This window comes from Colwellia sp. RSH04, assembly GCF_003545765.1.
Classification (GTDB): domain Bacteria; phylum Pseudomonadota; class Gammaproteobacteria; order Enterobacterales; family Alteromonadaceae; genus Colwellia.
Window position 1 is genome coordinate 17,407 of record NZ_QXIO01000014.1, and the last position, 20,508, is coordinate 37,914.

Below are 20,508 nucleotides of genomic sequence, written 5' to 3' on the forward strand. Positions count from 1 at the left end.
GCGCGATGAATCTAGAAAAAATAGATACTAGTTATTGGCTAACAAAAGATAAAACTTGGGTAGAACAACGTAAAGCGCAATGGCCAGCAATAGAAAAGGTAGTCGGGCTTAACTTAAATAAAGCCGAAGTAAACGTGACCAAGGCGTATTATTTACGTGGAAAAATGCCCAATTGGGGCAAATACCGTGATTGGGAAGATCTTTTTCGGCCACTCGATTTAATGCTTTTTTTATGGCTTCACCCTAGTGAAGATCCCGAAGTGCTGAAACCTTTATATAATACTTATATGGAATCTGATTTAATTCATCCCGATGATGTAACCAAAGGTTATGTTCTATTTATAGAGAATGAGTTAAGAAATGCGATCACCACTAAAAAAAAGTTAAAAGATTACTCTTTCCCATATATGGGGAAGAAAAATATTACCTTATTCCGTATTTTGTTCGTTGATATAGAGTACGCTAAGGCGAAAGCAGCAAGTTTAGTTTCACCAAAAAGTCATGAAGATAAGATTGGCTATAACATAGGTTATTTAAATTTCACTAGTATATGGCAATGGTTAATGCAAGACCTTAAACTCCCACAGGCTGCTGATTGTTTGTATCAATACGATGAAGTACTTGACTGGTGTTTAACTACCTTTAATGAAAAAAATGAACAAGAATTTCTCACCTCATTAGAGCATAAAGTAAATCAAACCTTATATCAAAAAGCCTTGTACTGCATCTACCACTTCGACCAAGAAAAAGGTGAAGTCAGTTGCCGTAGTCGAGCATTAGTCAAAGTACGCCAATTATTAGATGACAATGACTTTGTCCCAGAATTTAAACAAATGTGGGAGGGTATAAAATCAGGTGAAATTGAAGTGAAAAATCCTTGGAAGCGCCGTTGAGTTAATTCACTGGCCGTAATAAAAACATTGAAAACATTGGAAACATTGGGACACCCATAAACTTTTGATCAAAACATTGGGACACCCATAAACTTTTGATCAAAAAATAAAACAGACACTCACTCATCATTGCAACTTATTAGGCCACCCATAATAACGTGGTCAACAAATATTGGGACACCCATAAACTTTTGATCAAAATCCACCTCTCGACTATGGTTAAATAACCACCAGAAGAGAGGTGTTCAACATGACCCAAGCACGCAGCAAACAAGTATCACTTCAAGACACCCGTTATTATCATTTAATCTCTCGCTGTGTACGTCGCGCCTATTTATGTGGCGAAGACAATCACACTAAACAAAGTTTTGAACATCGCAGACAATGGATGGTTGACCGTATTCGATTTTTAACGTCAATTTTTGCGATTGATGTCGCTGCTTATGCGGTCATGTCGAATCATTATCATCTGGTTGTTTATGTTGATGAAAGTGAAGCGATGGCATGGAGTGATGAAGAGGTATGTGAACGTTGGCAGCAGCTTTACCATAGCCATTCATTAGTTGAGCGATTACAAAAAGGCGAGAGCAGTTGCCAAGCAGAGCAAGATAAAGCGCAAGATATTATTAATAAATGGCGAAGTCGCTTAAGTGACTTATCTTGGTTGATGCGTAACCTAAATGAACATATCGCCCGTAAAGCGAATGCAGAAGACAACTGCAAAGGTAGATTCTGGGAAGGGCGGTTTAAATCACAAGCGTTGCTTGATGAGAAAGCAGTGCTTGCCTGTATGGCCTATGTAGACTTAAACCCCATCAGAGCAAAAATGGCTGAAACGGTACAAACCGCACAATACACCTCTATTTTTGAACGTATTCATAACAAAGCAAGTCATACTGATAATAAAAGCCAATTACCGTTTACCGCTAAACCTTTACTGGGTTTTATGGGTCATGAACATAAAGATTCCCCCAAAAGCATAGCGTTCTCTCTGCTTGATTATTTAAGCCTTGTAGAAGCAACAGGAAAAGTTATCAGGGCAGATAAGCGCGGTAGCCTTAATGAGAGCGCTTACCCACTATTAACTCAACTCAGTGTAAATGGTGATGATTGGTTACAGCTTGCCGAGCATTTTGGTAAACAATATCATCAAGCGGTAGGGTCATTAGCAGAGCTTAATGCCTTTGCTGTTCACACAGGCAAGCAATGGATTGGCGGTCATCGACAGCAAGCAGCAATATTTCACTAAAACCGATAAGTTACTTATACCTCAAAAAAAACAGCATTTCGCTGGTATTCGTGTGGATAAAATTCATTAATTTGCCGTTTTACACGCTCGATTAGCTGAACAGCACCCATAAAAAATGAAATATACGCCATAGCCTAAGTAGGCAAAATTATTAATGTACGGTATTGTTCATTAATAAACTTTATGGATGTCCTGAGTTATCTTACACGTTAACAGAGCCACAGTTGCGCAAGAAGCCTTTTGCCAAACCATTTTTACAGGATGACTTCTTTAGTGATGATATAGCCATTTCGAACAAGGCTGTTGAAGATTATAAAGACCATACCTTAGCCTTTGGTCTGCCTGCTTTATCGCATGCGGCGGGGAGTACTGAACTTAAGGTAGGTAATACCTTTGAGCTAAATACTAATATGAATACGGAATTAAAAACGGTAGGTTGGCCAGCTGAGCGCGGGCCTAAAATTGAAGATAAAAGCTGGCTACACAGTGATGCCAAAGATATTTCTTATCGTTATGTACACAAGCTTTATGATACTTGGGTTGAAAAAGGACATTTAAATCAATGAAAAAACTAATACTAGCACTACTATTCTTGTTACCGAATGCTGCAATGGCATTACCAACAGCTAAATACACCATTTTAGTGGTAGATGAGCAGGGAGTGCCAATCGAGGGCGCTGATGCAAGTATTAGCTTTATGCGCCCTAAATCAGATGGTTGGGGTGGTAAACCAAGTTTTGTAGCAGGGAAAACTGATAAAGATGGTCTATATACAGGCCAAGGAGCAACGCAGCAATATGGTGTTTATGGCGCTAGTGCCAAGGGCTATTATGGTACAAGCTTTAAGTATAACGGCTTCACAGGCGTTAGCGGCATACTTGGCTTTAGAAAGTGGCAGCCGTGGAACCCTACCTTAAAAGTGGTATTGAAAAAAATCAAAAATCCTATTCCTATGTATGCTTACTACGTGAATAAAGTTGACATACCTAAAATTGACGAAGTTATAGGATATGACTTGAAAAAGCATGACTGGGTATCTCCTTATGGCAAAGGGATTATTTCTGACTTACGATTCAAATTGGAAGATGATTTTGTCGATAACAATAATTATAAAACAACGCTGACTTTGAATTTTTCTAATGGCGAAGATGGTTTGCAGAAATTTCTAACAGAGAGTGTAGGTAGCCGTCTTTTATCAAATCATAAGGCTCCCTTGTCTTATTATCAAAATACTTTGATTCAAAAAAAATCTAAAGAGGGGAATAACAGAAGGGTTACAACCTATAAAGTTGGCGATAATACGAACTATTATTTTAGAGTACGCTGTGCTGAGGATGATCTTGAATCATGTCTGTATGGAAAAATGTATGGGAACATTGAATTTAGTGCAACGACCATCAGCTTTAAATACTTTTTAAACCCTTCACAAGGTGACACGAATGTAGAGTTTGACCCTAAAAGAAATTTATTTAAAAAGTTAAAAAATAAAATCACGACACCTTAAAGCTTAACAAAGCTGCATAAAAAACATAAAAACATTGGAAAAAACATTGGGACACCCATAAACTTTTGATCAAAATCCACCTCTCTACTATGGTTAAATAACCACCAGAAGAGAGGTGTTGAACATGACCCAAGCACGCAGTAAACAAGTATCACTTCAAGACACCCGTTATTATCATTTAATCTCTCGCTGTGTACGTCGCGCCTATTTATGTGGCGAAGACAATCACACTAAACAAAGTTTTGAACATCGCAGACAATGGATGGTTGACCGTATTCGATTTTTAACCTCTATTTTTGCGATTGATGTAGCAGCTTATGCGGTCATGTCGAATCATAAAAAACATTGGGACACCCATAAACTTTTGATAAAAGAAAAAATCGGGGACATCTAAATGAGGCGTTGGTATTTTTCTAAAGTGCGGTAACATCCATACTTTTATGCGATATTCGTACTATTAAGATTTGGTTGTTTTTATATTCTTTGTAATAAATCACATGACTGGCTTGTGGATATTTACTATACCCCTCTCTGATGTATTCACAATTAATGCCGAGTTCTGGATCATTGGCTAGTAAGTGAAACGTATTATCTAATACTTTTAAGTAATCATTTCGTTGGGGAACTCCCCAAGTTATTTGCGTATATTTAGCTATTTTAATTAAATCTATTTTGGCTTTCGAAGATAATACAAACTTATTCATTGATGGTTATCTTTATCTAATTCAGTCAATAAGCTTTCATAGCTGTACTCAGCAACACCGCTTTGCTCGCCTTGGCTTAGCATATTGCGCAAATGTAAAAGTTTAGTTTCTTGGTCTTCTAACGCTCTTAATCCAGCCCTAACAATTTCACTTGCTGAGCCATAACGACCAGTGTTAAGTTGTTGGTTTATAAACTGATCAAAATGATCGCCTAATGTTACGCTTGTGTTTTTAGCCATAATATAAAACCTTGTAAGTACCTATATGTAATACATTGTGGTATAAAAAATATAAAAAGTCATTAAAGCAAGACAAAAAGTTGTTTTTGATCCATCGTTGCTAGAAAAATATTGGGACACCCATACTTTATTGATAACCCCCAACCATCAGGTAAAGAGTCTGAAAATGAGCAAAATAAAGCAGACACTTACTCATCATTACTAAATCAAAGCCTCTTAACTATGGATAAATAATCACCATGGGTGGGGGGGGTAACATGATTCAGCACGCAGCAAATACGTTCCCTTCAACCCCCCCTTATTATCATTTTATCTCTCGTTGTGGTCGTAGCGTCTATTTATCTTAGTTATTTTATTTATGCAGCGACAATCAAAACACAGAGCAACATTATGACGACAAGCAAGGCTTTAGATAAGGTAAAAGACTTGCGTTAAGCTACGTGTTCGTTATTAATTGCTTGAGTAGGTAGGTTAGTTGAAAAAATAAATGAAACGACTAATGTTATAATATATCAATTGTGATATTATCTCACTCCGCTGAGAAAGTGTGTTACTTTTCTCAAAGAAATATTGCTCAGGATAAAAAAATGTTAGATCGAATAGGAATTACAGCAACGTCTTTATGTGCACTGCATTGCATATTGCTGCCTATATTATTACCTGTTTTACCATTGTTAGGTTTAAGCTTCTTAGCTGATCACACATGGGAGCATATATTCTTATTATTAACGGCTGCATTAGGTACTATTGCTCTTTTTTCTGGCTTTAAGCGGTATCATAAAAAGTTATACCCATTCTATTTGCTGTATCTAGGTGTTGCTATTTACTGGCTTAAGCATGATTTTTCTAGTGAAGTAGAGCCATTTTTTATTATTATTGGTGCTAGCCTTATTGTTGCAGCGCATTTTATTAATATAAAACTGTGTAATAGCTGTAGAGAATGCACAACCAGTGATTGTCAAACCGCGGTTGAGCATTAATCATCCGCTACTAAAGTTTAATCATTAAGCTCTTTTAATTTTCGCGTTAAAGTATTTCTACCCCAGCCTAATTTTTTTGCCGCTTCTTGCTTGTGCCCATTGGTATATTTAAGCGCTTGTTCGAGCATTATTTTTTCAAATTCGGGCAAGGCATTATCTAAAATAGCACTTTTACCTTGTACTAATTCTTTGCTCATCCACTGTGCTAAAGCAAGTTGCCATGTTGTTGTTTCAGATGAAGATACAGGCGTTTCTTCTGTGAGTTCTGCGGGTAAATCTTCTAATAAAATTTCTTGTCCACTTGCCATTACGGTAAGGAAGCGGCAGGTGTTTTCTAATTGCCTTACATTGCCAGGCCATGAGAAGTGAGTTAAATATTCACTGGCGGCTTTGCTGATGGTTTTAGCTTCTACACTTAATTCATTGGCGGCTTGTTTTAAGAAGTGCTGGCATAGTTGTGCAATGTCTTCTTTTCGTTCGCGTAAACTGGGTAAATGAATGCGAATAACGTTCAGGCGATGAAAGAGATCTTCACGAAAGTCTCCATTACTTACGGCTTCTTCAAGGTTTTGATGTGTTGCTGCAATAATTCGCACATCTACTTGTACTGGTGAATGACCACCCACACGATAAAACTGTCCATCGGCTAATACCCGTAATAATCGCGTTTGAATGTCTAAGGGCATATCACCTATTTCATCTAAAAAAAGCGTACCACCATGGGCTTGCTCGAACCTGCCTTGACGTACTGAGTTTGCCCCCGTAAAAGCCCCTTTTTCATGGCCAAATAATTCCGATTCTATTAAGTCTTTAGGGATAGCTGCCATATTCAATGGAATAAAAGGAGCGTCTTGTCTTGGGCTATGAGAATGTAAGGCGTTGGCAACCAGCTCTTTACCTGTACCAGATTCTCCATTAATTAAAACGCTGATACTAGAACGAGATAATCTGCCAATCGCCCTGAATACTTCTTGCATTGCTGGTGCTTCACCAATTAATCCCGCAGTAACAGGTGCTTGCTTCTCTTGATGCTTTTTCGCGTTTTGTTCTCTTGCGTGTGTTAATGCCCGTTTGGATAAAGCGACGGCTTCATCAATATCGAAAGGTTTAGGTAAGTATTCAAACGCCCCCCCTTGGTAAGCGTTAACGGCGCTATCTAAATCAGAGTGCGCAGTCATAATAATAACGGGGATGGTGTTGTGTTGTTTGTTAACTTTTTGCAGTAGTTCCATACCATCCATATTAGGCATACGTATATCAGAAATAATAACTTCGGGTTGTCCGTGATCAAGTGCTATAAGTAGATTTTCGGCACTTTCAAAGGATGCGGTACTGATATTTGCATTTGAGAATGCTTTTTCTAATACCCAGCGAATAGAGCTGTCATCATCAACTATCCAAACTTGTTCTGTGATCATTATTTTTCTCTTTTTTTGAAGGTGCTTTATTAATTATTGTTGTGTTAATGGCAGTAAAATTACAAATTCGGTATGCCCTGGCCGACTATGGCAAGAGAGCTTTCCTTGATGCTGATTCACTAAGGTTTGCGATATAGATAAACCTAGCCCCGTTCCATTTGAACGCCCTGAGACCATAGGGTAAAAAAGTGTATCTTGTATTTGAGCAGGAATACCGGGGCCATTATCTATTATGCTAATTTGAGCAGTAAGCTTTACGCGCTTGCCATTGATTGTTTTATTGCTGGCGACACGGGTTTTTAAGGTGATGGTGCAATTTTGTTCAATGGCTTGAATAGCATTACTCACTATATTTAATACTGCTTGTTGTATTTTTTCTTGATCACATTCTATTAAAGGAATAGACGGGTCGTAATCTCTTTTTAATGTGATGTTTTTATCGTTTGAAAAACTAACCACCTGACAAACTTTTTCTAATACCGAGTGGATATTATTTTGGTTGATTTGCGGAAGTTGATTTGGCCCTAATAAGCGATCTACCAAGTTAGTGAGCCTGTCTGCTTGTTCGATGATCATGCTAGTATATTCTTGCTGATCAGTATTGAGTTCGCGGTTAAGTAATTGAGCTGCACCACGTAAGCCCCCGAGAGGGTTTTTAATTTCGTGTGCTAAGCCTTTAATTAAATCGCGTGCAGCGACCCATTGTTGATGTTGAAAAACCTCTAAGCTGATCTGTTTTTGTTGATCTATTTGCTTAAGTTCTAGTAGTACGTGTGGCTGTTGTTCAAATTCAACCGAAGAAGCAGTAATTTCGGCAGTAAAGCGATGACTTTCACTGAACTCAATAACAATGTCACTGTCAGTGAGTTCTTGTCCTGATGCCAGCAATTGCTTTAATCGTTTACTATTAATGGTGGTATTAGCGAAGATAAAATCAGCAGGATAATTATATAACTTTGTTAAACTTTTATTGAGCAGAGCTTCTGCTGAAGGGTTTAAATAAACAATGTTTAATTCTTGATTAAGAATGATAATTGCAGTCACCATTTGGCTAGCTAACGCCTGTTGGTAAACTTTTTTTTGTTCTTGTATTAGCTGTCTATTCTGCATTACTAAGCCCAATCAATAAGTATGAAAATGCACTGCACCTTTTTGGTGCGTGTGATTTTAGTTTACTTGATAACTATTTTAATTGCTGGCTTTTTTTCAAAGAAAGAGAATCAATAAAGTTTTATTAGTGTATGTTTTATAACGACTTTTTCATTTTTTGTTAAAAACTAAACTGTTTAGTTTACCGAAGCTCTGTGCATATAAAATGTTACTGACTCAGACGATGCAATAACCTTGCCCTTTTCGTTGAGTAAGTCCATTTTTATTTTATGCTCGCCTCTGTCGATATTGCGTAATGAGAACATAGAGTGGATTTGTGGTTTTTTATATGGTTTACCGTCGAGGTAGAGTTGTACTTTAAACCCTTGTTTAAACTGCGGTTTAATGCCGCCACTGATGTAGATGGAACCGGTATTATCGCGGATAGTCGCGTTGTTTTGAGGGTTATTTATAACGACTTGATAGATTTCTTCAAGTTGTTGTGGGTTGATATCTAGTACTTCAGTATCAACCGACGTAGCAGACTCAATGATATTTCCTGGTTTTGTTTTAACTTCTTCTGCACCAGGGCGAGGCGTATCTGAAAACACTAATACACCTTGTTCATTGCGCCACACATAAATTTTAGCAGGACTCTGAAATGCAGAGGCTGTTATTGATGTGAGTAAAAGCGCTATGAATAAATATTTAGTCATATAAATTAACTATTCGAATCCCTGAGATAATTATACAACGCAAATACAGAATACGCTGCTCTTAATTTAAGTATATACCTATAAATTATACAAAAAAAATTATTTTTACTACTAAATGTTACAAGTTAACTTGTAAACCACATAAGAATCTTTAGCAGGTGTTGATGAAAAATTGATTATTTGAAGTTATAAGACATAAAAAAAGCTCACCTTAGTGAGCTTTTCAATATTATGTTATTAATTAAACGCTGTAGTACATGTCAAATTCAACAGGGTGAGTTGTTGAGTTTAATAATTCTACTTCTTCACGTTTAAGGGCAATGTAAGCATCAATCATGTCATTGTCCATTACGCCGCCAGCCGTTAAGAATTCTTTATCTGCTTCTAAAGCGTCTAACGCCTCTTCTAAAGATGCAGCAACTTGTGGAATTGCAGCAGCTTCTTCAGCGGGTAAGTCGTATAAATCTTTATCCATTGCATCGCCAGGGTGAATTTTATTTTTAATACCGTCAAGGCCAGCCATAAGCATTGCTGAGAAAGCTAGGTATGGGTTAGCAGTAGGATCAGGGAAACGAACTTCAATACGCATTGCTTTTGGTGTAGGTACAATTGGGATACGAATTGACGCACTACGGTTACGAGCAGAATATGCAAGCATAACAGGTGCTTCAAAACCAGGAACTAAACGTTTGTATGAGTTAGTAGACGCATTCGTGAAAGCATTTAATGCTTTAGCATGCTTAATAATACCGCCAACGTAGTAAAGTGCTGTTTCAGATAATCCGCCGTACTTATCACCAGCAAATAAGTTAACGCCATCTTTGGCTAAAGATTGATGAACGTGCATACCTGTACCGTTGTCACCTACAATTGGTTTAGGCATGAAAGTCGCTGTTTTACCATAGGCGTGAGCTACGTTATGAACAACATACTTATAAATTTGTACTTCATCAGCTTTTAATACCATTGTATTAAAGCGACAAGCAATTTCATTTTGACCTGCGGTCGCAACTTCATGGTGATGTGCTTCAACAACTAAGCCCATATCTTCCATAACTAAACACATTGCTGAACGTAAATCTTGTGACGAGTCAACAGGAGCAACAGGGAAGTAACCACCTTTAACACCAGGTCTATGGCCTGTGTTGCCATCTTCATAGCTAGTACCAGAGTTCCATTTAGCTTCTTTATCATCAATTTTGTAGAATGAACCGCTCATGTCTGTATGGAAACGTACATCATCAAAAACGAAGAACTCAGGCTCTGGACCAATTAACACAGTATCTGCAATACCAGTACCGCGCATGTACTCTTCAGCGCGTTTAGCGACTGAACGAGGGTCACGGCTGTAGCCTTGCATTGTTGCAGGCTCTACAATGTCACAACGAATATTTAAAGTAACAGCTTCAGTAAATGGGTCTAAAATTGCTGAATCTGCATCAGGCATCATTACCATGTCTGATTCATTGATACCTTTCCAGCCTTCAATTGAAGAACCGTCAAACATTTTACCGTCTTCGAAGAAGTCTTCGTCAACTTGGTGATGAGGAATAGAAACGTGCTGCTCTTTACCCTTAGAATCTGTAAAACGAAGGTCTACGAATTTAACATCGTGCTCTTTAATTAAATCGAATACTGCTTGTGACATATTTGTCTCCAGTGTGGTTAGTTCAAATTTGGTAATTGCTCATATTTAGCTATAATCGTGCCAATAGTTTATTCTTTATTTATCAGTGCATTATGTATATGTGTTGTGTAATGCTGCACTGTTTTGGTGCTTTGATTGCCCGAGTGTGGTGCAAAGTGATTCCTTGTTAGCCTCATACTATAGAACAATTTAGCGTGTATTCCTTCACTATTTTATTTCTTTTTAGTCTTTATAGATTGGGTTAATATGATGCCCAATCAATACGCCTTAATTGTTATTTTTATGAATACAGGAAAACTCAAAATATGTCTGTTACTTCGATAAGGCTTTATAACTATTGCCTAGTGCTATGGCTCCTTTTAAGTCTTTCTTTTTTTGTTAAAGCTGAATCAGATAACAGTACTTGGCAAAAACCAACACCTATCTTCAAACAAGAATATGATTGGCTTCGATTAAGCTCAGATGAATGGTTAAAAGGCGACATTGTCTCAATGTACGATGAAGAGCTTGAATTTGATAGTGACGAATTAGACCTACAGCAAATAGATTGGGATGATGTTGCAGAGCTACGCAGCAAAAATTGGCAAAGTATTCGAATGATTGACGGTACTATCGCTGAAGGTTACTTAGTCGTAAAAGATGGCCAGTTAAGCTTGGTTAAGTTTGGAGAAACGAAACATTTTGAATTAGCTAACTTATTGTCAATTGCTTCATCGGGTAAAAATGAACGCGATTTATGGGATGGTTATGCTGATATAGGTATAAATTTAAGAGGAGGTAATACTGTACAACTTGATTATACTTTTGCCGTGGGTGCTCAAAGACGTAGTGCTAGTAGTCGTTTTAAAATTGATTACACCGCTAACTATAGTAAGTATAAAGACCAAGAGACGGATGAAAAAATAGTAACGGCAAATAGCGATAGGCTCACGTCAACTTATGATTGGTTCTTTAGCCAAAAAGTATACCTAAGAGCGATGGATTTTGAGCTTTACTCTGATGAGTTTATGAATATTGAAAGAAGGATCCGTTACGGTATTGCAATGGGTTATCACCTTATTGATACCAGCCAAACAACTTGGGATGTTAATGCGGGTCCTAGTTATCAAACAACGACATTTATCGAAGTTCAAGACGGTGAAAAAAAGAAAGAAAATTCACCAGGTTTAGTACTTGGCACTGACTTTACCTATGAAATAACCAGTGATATTGATTACGATGCATCGTATAGCATTCAATTTGTTGATGAATCCTCAGGTGATTATATACATCATTTACAAACAGGGTTAGAGATTGAGTTAGCAAGTGATTTTGATCTCGATGTAACTTTTTATGCCGATAGAACCGAAAAGCCTAAAGCGGATGCCGATGGGAAAATTCCAGAACAAAATGATTTTCGTTTAGTGGTAAGTTTAGGGTATGACTTTTAAGTGTAAAGTTAGTGATAATTAATGTTAGAGGAAATTGGCAGCATATTGTGGAATTTGATTTAGCGTGATGAATATATTTAGCTTTTTGAGTGTACTTTCTTTGCTCTCAATCTCTAGTGCCTCATCAAAAGAGCAAGTAACAAGTCGTGCTGTTTGGCAAAAGCCAACCCCTATTTTTAGTCAAAAATATGATTGGCTACGCTTAAAATCTGATGAATGGTTAAAAGGTGACATTGTTTCAATGTACGATGATGAGTTGGAGTTTGATAGCGATGAGTTTGGTGTTAAAACGTTTGACTGGGAAGATGTTAATGAATTGAGAAGTCGGTTTGACCAACAAATTCGCTTAGCAGACGGGCGAGTGGTACAAGGTTTTTTGATAGTCAAAGACGGTCATTTAGTTTTGCTAAGTCAAGGTGTTGAAACCCATTACCCCTTATCAGAACTTTTATCTATTACTTCAACCAGTGAGAGTCGAATTGACTTGTGGGATGGTAAGGTTAGTGTTGGCGTTGATATTAGTTCTGGAAATGTGAATCAACTTGAGTATCTCGTTTCTGCGATGCTTCAACGAAGAACACCGTTTACGCGCTTTAGAAGTGATATGACTTTTAATTACAGTAAATCTCTTAATGAAGACGCTGATTCTGTTGTTAGTGATACCCGACGTATTACAAGCTATTTAGATTGGTTTTATAGTGGCAAAGTGTTTTTACGTGCTATTGATTATGAATATTACAGTGATTTACTACAGAATATTAAATACAGAAACAATATCGGTTCTAGTATTGGTTACCATATTGTTAATAATAAACGTTTACAATGGGATGCGACAGTAGGCCCTAGTTACCAAGAGACCGTTTATTATAATAATATAGAGAACAGCTCCCAGAAAAGTGGAGCTTTATCATTAAGTACATTATTAGAATATACAATTTCAAGAAAAATTGATTATATTATTGATTATCAAATGAAATTTGTTGATGACGCTTCTGGCGGGCGTAACCATCATTTAAAAACAGGTTTTGAATTTGAGTTTACTGATAATTTTGAATTAGATTTAACATTATATATTGATCGCGTTGCTAAACCAGTAGCAGCTAACGATCAAGAGCAGCCTAAAAAGAATGATTACAGGCTACTAATCAGTTTAGGTTATGACTTTTAACCTAGTTTACCTGTCATGTTCAACGACAACGTCACTTAGAGGGGTGCTAGAGCAAAGCAAAATATACTGATTGTCTTGCTCTTCTTTCGTTAAACCTTCTGTTTTTAACTGTTTTACTTCACCTGAAATAAGCTTAGCTTTGCAACGCCCACATTGTCCTCTTAAACAAGAATAAGGCAAAATCAGCCCTGCCTTTTCCCCTTGAGCTAAAATAGAAGAATGTTGCTCCCCTTTTAACTGTTTTTGTTTTGATAAAAAAGTAATGTTGACGGGTGTTGGCTTAGCATTCATCTCAATAAATCTCCAAAGTTAGTACAGATTAAATTGCCTGTTTAAGGTATATTACGAGCAATTTATCATATTAGCTAAACATAATTATTAATACCTTTATGACAAACAAGCAGCAACATATTCATATTTTAGGCATTTGTGGAACCTTTATGGGTGGCATAGCGGCTATAGCTAAGCAGTTAGGTTTCAAAGTAAGTGGCTCTGATGCTAATGTTTATCCGCCGATGAGTACTCAACTTGAGGCGTTAGGCATTGAATTGATGCACGGTTATAGTGCAAAGCATTTAGCAACAGATGTTGACGTTGTGATTATAGGAAATGCGATGTCGCGTGGGAATGAAATGGTTGAGCATGTGCTTGATAGAAATATTCCCTATACGTCAGGCCCTCAATGGTTATTAGATAACGTATTAAAAGATTGTTGGGTGCTTGCCGTTTCTGGAACCCATGGTAAAACCACGACCAGTAGTATGCTGGCGTGGATTTTAGAATATGGCAAATTATCTCCTGGCTTTCTCATTGGTGGGGTACCACAGAACTTTGAATGTTCAGCGCGTATTGGCGAGACGCCATTTTTTGTTATTGAAGCCGATGAATATGATAGCGCCTTTTTTGATAAGCGCTCTAAGTTTGTTCATTATCGACCGCGAACGTTGGTAATCAATAATATGGAGTTTGATCATGGTGATATTTTTAACGATTTAACTGATATTCAGCGACAATTTCATCATTTAGTTAGAATGGTACCCTGTAATGGTTTAATACTCTCTGCAAAACATGATGAAGCAGTGCAAGAGACTTTAAATCAAGGTTGTTGGAGTGAGCAAGAGCATACTGATGATAAATATGGCTGGCAGGCTAAAAAGCTTATAGAAGACGGTAGTCAGTTTGATGTGTTTTTTAATAAGGTTAAGCAAGGTCAAGTTGATTGGCAATTAATGGGTGATTTTAATATTGATAATGCTTTGATGGCTATTGCTGCTGCAAGACATGTTGGTATACCAAGCCAGGTAGCTATTGAAGCGTTATCGCAGTTTATTAACACGAAGAGGCGTTTTGAGCACAAGGGCACAGTTAATGGTGTTGAAGTATATGATGATTTTGCTCACCACCCTACAGCAATAGCAAAAACGTTAGCTGGCGTTCGGGCAAAAATAAATGCTCGTAACCAAAAGAACAACCAATGTGGTCGAGTGATTGCTGTGTTAGAGCCAAGATCGAACACCATGAAATCAGGTGTTCACAAAGAAGCTCTGCCAAACTCTTTTGATGAGGCTGATGCGGTTTTTTTATATCAGGGCGACCAAGTGCATTGGTCTGTTTCTGAACTCATTACACAGTGTAAGCCCGCTTGTGTTGTTGAAAATAATATTAAAACGCTGGTAAGCGCAATTGTATCAGAGGTATTGCCTGATGATATCGTTGTTATAATGAGTAATGGTGGTTTTGAGAATATTCACAATAAGTTATTATTAGCACTTGCAGAGTAAGTCGCTAATAAACAAATTTGATAAAGGTAAAGAAAGTAAAATGGCAGTTTTAAGTATACTAAAAGCACCTGATGAAAGGTTACGTCAACAAGCTGTTCAAGTAACAGATATAGCAACAGTACAAACATTAATAGACGATATGTTAGATACTTTGTATGACACAGAGGATGGTATAGGGTTAGCGGCAACACAGGTAGGAAGAAAAGAAGCCGTTGTTGTTATTGATATTTCTGAAGAGCGAAATGAACCATTGATTTTAGTAAACCCTGAAGTGACCTTTGGTGATAACAAAATAAAAGGTCAAGAAGGCTGTTTATCAGTACCAGGATATTACGCTGACGTAGAACGCTTCGCTAATGTAACCGTAACAGCGCAAGATCGTGAAGGTAAAGATATTACTGTTGAAAGCGATGAATTTTTAGCTATTGTGATGCAACATGAAATCGATCATCTAAAAGGCAAGTTATTCATCGAATATCTATCGCCACTAAAACAAAAAATGGCATTAAAAAAAGTGAAGAAAACACTTAAACACACAGCATAATGTTAATTAAGTAGGAAATTGTTTTGAGTACATTTAAAGGTCGTATAACACTAGCCATGACAGGGGCATCAGGAGCAGGCTATGCACTTCGTTTATTAGAATGCTTAGTTGCTGCTAATTACCAAGTGTTTTTTCTCTGCTCTAGTGCTGGGCGTATTGTACTTAACACTGAAGTCGGAGTGAAACTGCCGAGTAAACCTGAAGCGACTGCTGACTATTTAATCAATAAATTCAATGCTAAAGCTGAGCAAATTATTGTTTTTGGTAAAGAGCAGTGGTTTTCACCTGTTGCGTCAGGATCGGCTGCGCCAAAACAGATGGTGGTATGCCCGTGCTCTACAGGGACATTAGCTGCTATTAGCCAAGGTATGAGTGATAATTTAATTGAACGTGCAGCAGATGTGGTGATTAAAGAGCGTGGTCAGTTAATTTTAATGGTAAGAGAAACGCCATTCTCTACGATACATTTGCAAAATATGCTGAGCTTATCTCAACAAGGCGTAACGATTATGCCAGCTGCACCTGGCTTCTATCATAATGCAGAAACCATCGACGACTTAATTGATTTTATGGTGGGTCGAGTACTTGATCACCTTAAAATAGAGCAAAGTATTATGCCTCGCTGGGGTTATAATCAACAATCAAGTTAACAACTACGGTGAAGTTTTAATTTAAGGCATAAAAAAAGCGAATGATAATTCGCTTTTTTTGTTTCACTGACGGTACTAATCGTTTTTATGATTCATCAAAACTAAACTCAATGTATGCTTTACCATGAGGTGAACTCAAAGGAATAATAACGATTGGTCCTTTAGCTTTATGATGAATAGTGTGTTCATGTCCTGAAACAACGACAGGGGTTGCCATATCAAACTCAATGCCTTTCTCGCTAAGCATTCTTTTAGCACCACCTGTTACCATGTTGGTGATTTCACCTACTAAATCGGTAATTTCTTCGTTTACAGAATCTGGAGCCTCTCCAACCATGCCTTTCATTGTGGCAATAGCTAAAGATGCATCATAAGTAATAGATAGCGAACCTTTAGCTTGTTCACTTACCATACCTATAAGACCAGATACATCACCCATTGCTACTTGACCTTTTTTAAGCTTTGGCTTTTCAGGAGTTAACTCCATTTGAGCCATGGTGGACATAACATTGAGCATTGAAGATAAAAAGGGATTGATAAACTCTACGTTCATGAAGCTTTCCGAGCCTTGTCAGTTAAGTTATTTGATTCTGCATGGAAAATTAGCAAATGTAAATCAAACAAAATTATTATTTATTATAAATAGTGATTATTTTCACTTGAGTAGTTTTTACCGCTGCCGATTATATTTGGCTAAAAGTTAAACTAGCTTTGACTTTATTATCCTGAAAATTAACAATATTTATTTGCTTAACGTAAGTATCGACGAGTATTGTACTTTTTACCACTAATTGTTATAAAAAAGTTTTTTCAGGCGTTAAAAAGATAATAACTTTGCCAAAACTAAATAACTAAGATAATTAACTCTATTCACTAAGGCTATGATATTTAATTGAATATAGCATTAGGTTTTTAGGAAATTTGCATTGAATACTGATAATAAGCTAAACAGGCTTTTTATTCGATATATGTATGCGAAGCTCAATAATTAAGCTAATTGCTCTGTTTAGCTTGATTTAATACATGCACGGCAACTACCGTGTGCTTCGACAATTTGGTGACTTATGGAAAAGCCGCTCGCATCGGCCATCGCTCTTAAGGCTAAATCAAAATTATTTGATTGAATTTCATCAACTTGCCCGCAGGCGTCGCAAATTAGTAATTGCACAGGATGATTACACTCACCAAAATGATGGCACATAATAAATGCATTGATTGATTCTATTTTGTGAACAAAGCCCTGTTTAGAGAGAAAGTCTAAGGCACGATAGATGGTCGCTGGTTTTGCACCTGAATCGATTGTTTTCAGTTCTTCTAATAAATCGTATGCACCTACAGCACCTTGATGTTTAGCAAGTAATAAAAAAACTTGCTCACGAACTTTAGTGAATCTTGCGCCTTTTTTCGCACAAACTTGTTGTGCTTGGGCTAAAAGTTTGTCTGCTGTAGGGTCGATTGTCATGGTGAAAAATTATACCTGTCAGTGATGGATTCCAGTGTAACATAGCCCTAAGGCGAGGATAACTATTTTTATTCGCCATTTATATGATGATCCTTTACAATACAAAAGACAGCGCTGTCTTTTTGTTTTTCTTCATGATTTTTGGATATGATAATGACCCGATATCTTGCTCTAGACGCCTTCAGAGGTATTACAATTGCTCTGATGATTTTAGTTAATACACCAGGTACTTGGAGCTATGTCTATGCACCACTTTTACATGCAAAATGGCACGGTTGTACGCCAACAGATTTAGTGTTCCCCTTCTTTTTGTTTATCATTGGTTCTGCAATGTTTTTCTCTTTTAAAAAGAGTAATTTTGCAGCAAGCCCAGCACAATTCAAAAAAATAGTGAAACGGGGTTTTATCATCTTTTTTATTGGTTTTATGCTTAATGTCATTCCGTTCGCAACAGATCCAAGTGATTGGCGAATCATGGGGGTTTTACAACGCATAGGTATTGCTTATGTATTTGCAGCAAGCTTGGTTTTACTGCTAAATAAGCGAGGAATATTTTTTGCCTCGCTTGTCATTTTGCTTGGTTATTGGTTTTTACTCTTAAGTGTAGGTAATGAGAATGCCTTTGGCTTAGAGAGCAATATCATTAGAGACGTTGACTTGGCTATTCTTGGTGCCAATCATATGTATAGTGGAATGGGGATCGCTTTTGACCCTGAAGGAATATTAAGCACCATACCCGCTATTGTAAATATGTTACTTGGCTTCGAAGTTACAAGATATTTAACCAGTATTAAAGATAAAAAAGAAAGTGTAATAAAGCTGACAATACTTGGTGGTTTAGCCATTGGTTTAGGCTCGTTATGGAGTTTTGTTCTACCCATTAATAAATCGTTATGGACAAGTTCATATGTGATTTATACCACAGGATTCGCTTGCCTTTTATTAGCTGCCTTCATATGGATTATCGATATATTAAAACAGCAAAAACTAGCGTCTCCGTTACTGGTTTATGGCACTAACCCTCTATTTGTTTATGTGTTATCGTTTTTAACCGTGACGTTATATTTGAATATTTCTGTTGATGACAGCACATTATACGCTTGGTTATATGGCGTACTCACAAGCTTTTTAGACAAGACTTTCGCCTCATTCATCTTTGCATTAAGTCATGTGGTGTTTTTCTGGTATGTTTCACTAATTTTATATAAGCGTAAAATATTTATAAAAATATAATGAATAACGTTTTGCTCTTGCTACAACTTGCTACAAAAAGGTAAATAATATCTCAGTAAGTTGACTGAAAAATTGCTATGCTTATTATTGTGTTATCTAGCTTTTTACTAAAAAGTAATACCAATTCGTATAAGAAAGTATTCTCTTAGCGAGAATTTAAAGTCTTAGAGACAAGGCATTGATTGCAGACATTAGTTCTAATGTTGCCTATGTTGTTCTAACGGAACACTTCTTTATGCAAAGGGTATAAAAGCCAACTTCAGTAGGAAGCTTTGTTATAAGGAGCAGCAATAACGAGTGAGTAATGTAACATTAGTACAAGATGAAAACCTTTCATTTAAGATTAGCCATCAACTGCTACCTCAAGAGTATCAACGGTTAGATCTTTATTTTTCTCTACCCGAAGAAATGGGTATAAATCCGAGTACCTTAAAAGAAGAAGACTACTTTTATTCAAATATTAAAAGTCATAGCGCTTACTATTCAGCACAGTTACATTTACCGTTAGTAAGAAGTCGATTTATAAGTCAGAATAAAGGAGAGCAAACTGATTACCGACTCAATCTTAACCTATACTCCTATCAAATTAGAATCGCACTTGATGCCGATATTAAACAAACACTGAAACTAAAAACCCCTGAGGAGTTTTTTCCTGCTGCTATAGAGCTAGTTGAACAAACAGCAGTGTTAATGAAAAAACTGCGCCGCTACACACCTTCAGATACCAAGCTCAGTTCCTTTTTTGAAAATGCAGATAACTATTTAAGCTGGCATGCAGAGCAATCTTTTTTAAAGCTATTAGCTCAAGGCCCAAAGAGCAGTGAGTTCTCTGTTGAGCGTGAATACTTACTTACTTTTTGTCGTGAAGAAAATGAATATCGAGAAGAGAATAAATATAATTCACAAGTGACACTCGATGATCCCAATCGTATTACTAATAAAATGCGCTTATTACAGCGCTTAATTGAATATGGAGTCGTTTTTAATAAACAAACACGTTACTTAAATCGCAACTTAAAGCGTTTAGTGCGTGGCACAGTAACAGCAATAATTATGGCTTTTGTCATGTTCTTAGTTTTAAATGCCAGATCTAGTTTTGCTGAAGTCACTATTGCATTAATTGCATTATTGGGCGTTATTTATGGTTTAAGAGAAACTTTTAAAGATGATCTTACCGGGCTTATTTGGCGCAAGATTCAAAAAGGACGACCCAAATGGCAGAATATCTACACACATAGCGTTAGTGGAAAACGAATATTAAGCCAAATACTGTGGCTTGAATATATTAATAAAAAGGATCTACCTAAATCAGTTGATTTTCTCTTTCAAAAACGTCGCCAGCAAAATAAACAAACGGCACGACTACTCCATTTTCGTTGCGATAATAAAGTTATAGTTAAAGAATATTTACCTGGGTATGACGAAATTCAGCAGCAATTATTTTTTAATTTAACCCCCTTTGTACGTTACCTTAAAAAAGGTGAAGGTAAACTTTTCAGCTTAGACGGACAAAAAATTTCGAAACAAGCCGTTGAAAGGCGTTATCAAATAAACCTTATTTTGAAACATAAATCTAAACATAGTGAGTCAGCACAACGCTTTAAAATCACCTTAAATCGCTCTGCAATAATTAATATTGAAGGAATGGACACATAAAGTAATTTATATTTTTAAGTGATAATCAGTATAAAAAGAACTTAAAATTAAGGAGGTTTAACATGGAATTTATATTTAATTTGTGGGAAGGGTTAGAGAGCATATTTTGGCTTTTGCTCGTTGTTTTTATCGTGATAAAAGTAT

At 36.8% G+C, this 20,508-nt stretch carries 23 protein-coding genes; 13 read left to right on the forward strand and 10 right to left on the reverse strand.

The window, feature by feature from the left end; genetic code table 11:
- The first annotated feature begins 5 nt into the window (after positions 1-5).
- From D1094_RS16780 to D1094_RS16800, 5 genes are all read left to right on the forward strand, one after another.
- Positions 6-893 carry a hypothetical protein gene (locus tag D1094_RS16780; protein ID WP_118961270.1) on the forward strand — a complete coding sequence of 296 codons (888 nt, stop codon included), beginning with the start codon at positions 6-8 and terminating at the stop codon, positions 891-893.
- A gap of 250 nt (positions 894-1,143) precedes the next feature.
- Positions 1,144-2,142 carry a transposase gene (locus D1094_RS16785; RefSeq protein WP_118961271.1) on the forward strand — a complete coding sequence of 333 codons (999 nt, stop codon included), beginning with the start codon at positions 1,144-1,146 and terminating at the stop codon, positions 2,140-2,142.
- Between the two features lie 164 nt (positions 2,143-2,306).
- On the forward strand, positions 2,307-2,708 hold the full coding sequence (locus D1094_RS16790) for a hypothetical protein (RefSeq protein ID WP_118961272.1): 402 nt from the start codon (positions 2,307-2,309) through the stop codon (positions 2,706-2,708).
- On the forward strand, positions 2,705-3,646 hold the full coding sequence (locus D1094_RS16795; protein WP_118961273.1) for a hypothetical protein: 942 nt from the start codon (positions 2,705-2,707) through the stop codon (positions 3,644-3,646). Before D1094_RS16790 ends, D1094_RS16795 begins: the two co-directional genes overlap by 4 nt.
- A gap of 124 nt (positions 3,647-3,770) precedes the next feature.
- The gene (locus D1094_RS16800; RefSeq protein ID WP_220452568.1) at positions 3,771-4,040 is read left to right on the forward strand and encodes a hypothetical protein; all 270 of its coding nucleotides are present in this window, start codon (positions 3,771-3,773) and stop codon (positions 4,038-4,040) included.
- A 19-nt stretch (positions 4,041-4,059) separates the two neighbouring features.
- Here the strand turns inward: D1094_RS16800 and D1094_RS16805 are convergent, their stop codons facing one another.
- Both D1094_RS16805 and D1094_RS16810 read right to left on the reverse strand, forming a co-directional pair.
- The gene (locus D1094_RS16805) at positions 4,060-4,350 is read right to left on the reverse strand and encodes a type II toxin-antitoxin system RelE/ParE family toxin (protein WP_118961274.1); all 291 of its coding nucleotides are present in this window, start codon (positions 4,348-4,350) and stop codon (positions 4,060-4,062) included.
- Positions 4,347-4,589, reverse strand: a complete 243-nt coding sequence (locus D1094_RS16810; protein WP_118961275.1) for a type II toxin-antitoxin system ParD family antitoxin — start codon at positions 4,587-4,589, stop codon at positions 4,347-4,349. The genes D1094_RS16805 and D1094_RS16810 overlap by 4 nt, the downstream gene beginning before the upstream one ends.
- A 587-nt stretch (positions 4,590-5,176) precedes the next feature.
- Here D1094_RS16810 and D1094_RS16815 point away from each other — a divergent pair.
- The gene (locus D1094_RS16815) at positions 5,177-5,569 is read left to right on the forward strand and encodes a MerC domain-containing protein (protein WP_118961276.1); all 393 of its coding nucleotides are present in this window, start codon (positions 5,177-5,179) and stop codon (positions 5,567-5,569) included.
- A gap of 17 nt (positions 5,570-5,586) precedes the next feature.
- Here the strand turns inward: D1094_RS16815 and glnG are convergent, their stop codons facing one another.
- The 4 genes from glnG to glnA form a co-directional block, all read right to left on the reverse strand.
- On the reverse strand, positions 5,587-6,987 hold the full coding sequence (glnG, locus tag D1094_RS16820; protein ID WP_118961277.1) for a nitrogen regulation protein NR(I): 1,401 nt from the start codon (positions 6,985-6,987) through the stop codon (positions 5,587-5,589).
- A gap of 33 nt (positions 6,988-7,020) precedes the next feature.
- Entirely contained in the window at positions 7,021-8,097 is a 1,077-nt protein-coding gene (glnL, locus tag D1094_RS16825) for a nitrogen regulation protein NR(II) (RefSeq protein ID WP_118961278.1), read from the reverse strand.
- A 176-nt stretch (positions 8,098-8,273) separates the two neighbouring features.
- Positions 8,274-8,792, reverse strand: a complete 519-nt coding sequence (locus D1094_RS16830) for a DUF4124 domain-containing protein (RefSeq protein WP_118961279.1) — start codon at positions 8,790-8,792, stop codon at positions 8,274-8,276.
- Positions 8,793-9,033: 241 nt separating this feature from the next.
- Complete coding sequence (glnA, locus tag D1094_RS16835) at positions 9,034-10,440, reverse strand: glutamate--ammonia ligase (protein WP_118961280.1); 1,407 nt, start codon at positions 10,438-10,440, stop codon at positions 9,034-9,036.
- A 305-nt stretch (positions 10,441-10,745) separates the two neighbouring features.
- Between glnA and D1094_RS16840 the strand changes: the two genes are divergently transcribed.
- Together D1094_RS16840 and D1094_RS16845 are read left to right on the forward strand one after the other, a co-directional pair.
- Positions 10,746-11,870 (forward strand): YdiY family protein, encoded by a 1,125-nt coding sequence (locus D1094_RS16840; protein ID WP_118961281.1) that lies wholly within the window; start codon positions 10,746-10,748, stop codon positions 11,868-11,870.
- 67 nt (positions 11,871-11,937) lie between these two features.
- A complete protein-coding gene (locus tag D1094_RS16845; RefSeq protein ID WP_118961282.1) occupies positions 11,938-13,038 on the forward strand; it encodes a DUF481 domain-containing protein in 1,101 nt (366 codons plus the stop codon).
- A gap of 6 nt (positions 13,039-13,044) precedes the next feature.
- Here D1094_RS16845 and D1094_RS16850 read toward each other — a convergent pair whose 3' ends face one another.
- Positions 13,045-13,329 (reverse strand): 2Fe-2S iron-sulfur cluster-binding protein, encoded by a 285-nt coding sequence (locus D1094_RS16850; protein ID WP_118961283.1) that lies wholly within the window; start codon positions 13,327-13,329, stop codon positions 13,045-13,047.
- A 98-nt stretch (positions 13,330-13,427) separates the two neighbouring features.
- On the opposite strand from D1094_RS16850, the gene mpl reads away from it, so the two are divergent.
- Genes mpl through D1094_RS16865 form a run of 3 tightly spaced genes read left to right on the forward strand, consistent with a single transcriptional unit; the run spans position 13,428 to position 16,013 of the window.
- A complete protein-coding gene (mpl, locus tag D1094_RS16855) occupies positions 13,428-14,819 on the forward strand; it encodes a UDP-N-acetylmuramate:L-alanyl-gamma-D-glutamyl-meso-diaminopimelate ligase (protein ID WP_118961284.1) in 1,392 nt (463 codons plus the stop codon).
- Positions 14,820-14,859: 40 nt separating this feature from the next.
- Complete coding sequence (def, locus tag D1094_RS16860) at positions 14,860-15,363, forward strand: peptide deformylase (RefSeq protein WP_118961285.1); 504 nt, start codon at positions 14,860-14,862, stop codon at positions 15,361-15,363.
- A gap of 23 nt (positions 15,364-15,386) precedes the next feature.
- Positions 15,387-16,013, forward strand: a complete 627-nt coding sequence (locus D1094_RS16865; protein WP_259337996.1) for a flavin prenyltransferase UbiX — start codon at positions 15,387-15,389, stop codon at positions 16,011-16,013.
- 85 nt (positions 16,014-16,098) lie between these two features.
- Here the strand turns inward: D1094_RS16865 and D1094_RS16870 are convergent, their stop codons facing one another.
- The 3 genes from D1094_RS16870 to zur form a co-directional block, all read right to left on the reverse strand.
- Entirely contained in the window at positions 16,099-16,566 is a 468-nt protein-coding gene (locus D1094_RS16870) for a chemotaxis protein CheX (protein WP_118961286.1), read from the reverse strand.
- A gap of 130 nt (positions 16,567-16,696) precedes the next feature.
- Positions 16,697-16,801, reverse strand: a complete 105-nt coding sequence (locus D1094_RS19100; protein WP_404851492.1) for a DUF6702 family protein — start codon at positions 16,799-16,801, stop codon at positions 16,697-16,699.
- Positions 16,802-17,019: 218 nt separating this feature from the next.
- Entirely contained in the window at positions 17,020-17,475 is a 456-nt protein-coding gene (zur, locus tag D1094_RS16875) for a zinc uptake transcriptional repressor Zur (RefSeq protein WP_118961287.1), read from the reverse strand.
- A gap of 153 nt (positions 17,476-17,628) precedes the next feature.
- Here zur and D1094_RS16880 point away from each other — a divergent pair, with 153 nt between their 5' ends.
- On the forward strand, positions 17,629-18,708 hold the full coding sequence (locus tag D1094_RS16880) for an acyltransferase family protein (RefSeq protein WP_118961288.1): 1,080 nt from the start codon (positions 17,629-17,631) through the stop codon (positions 18,706-18,708).
- A gap of 297 nt (positions 18,709-19,005) precedes the next feature.
- Entirely contained in the window at positions 19,006-20,364 is a 1,359-nt protein-coding gene (locus D1094_RS16885) for a hypothetical protein (RefSeq protein WP_118961289.1), read from the forward strand.
- Positions 20,365-20,508 lie beyond the last annotated feature (144 nt).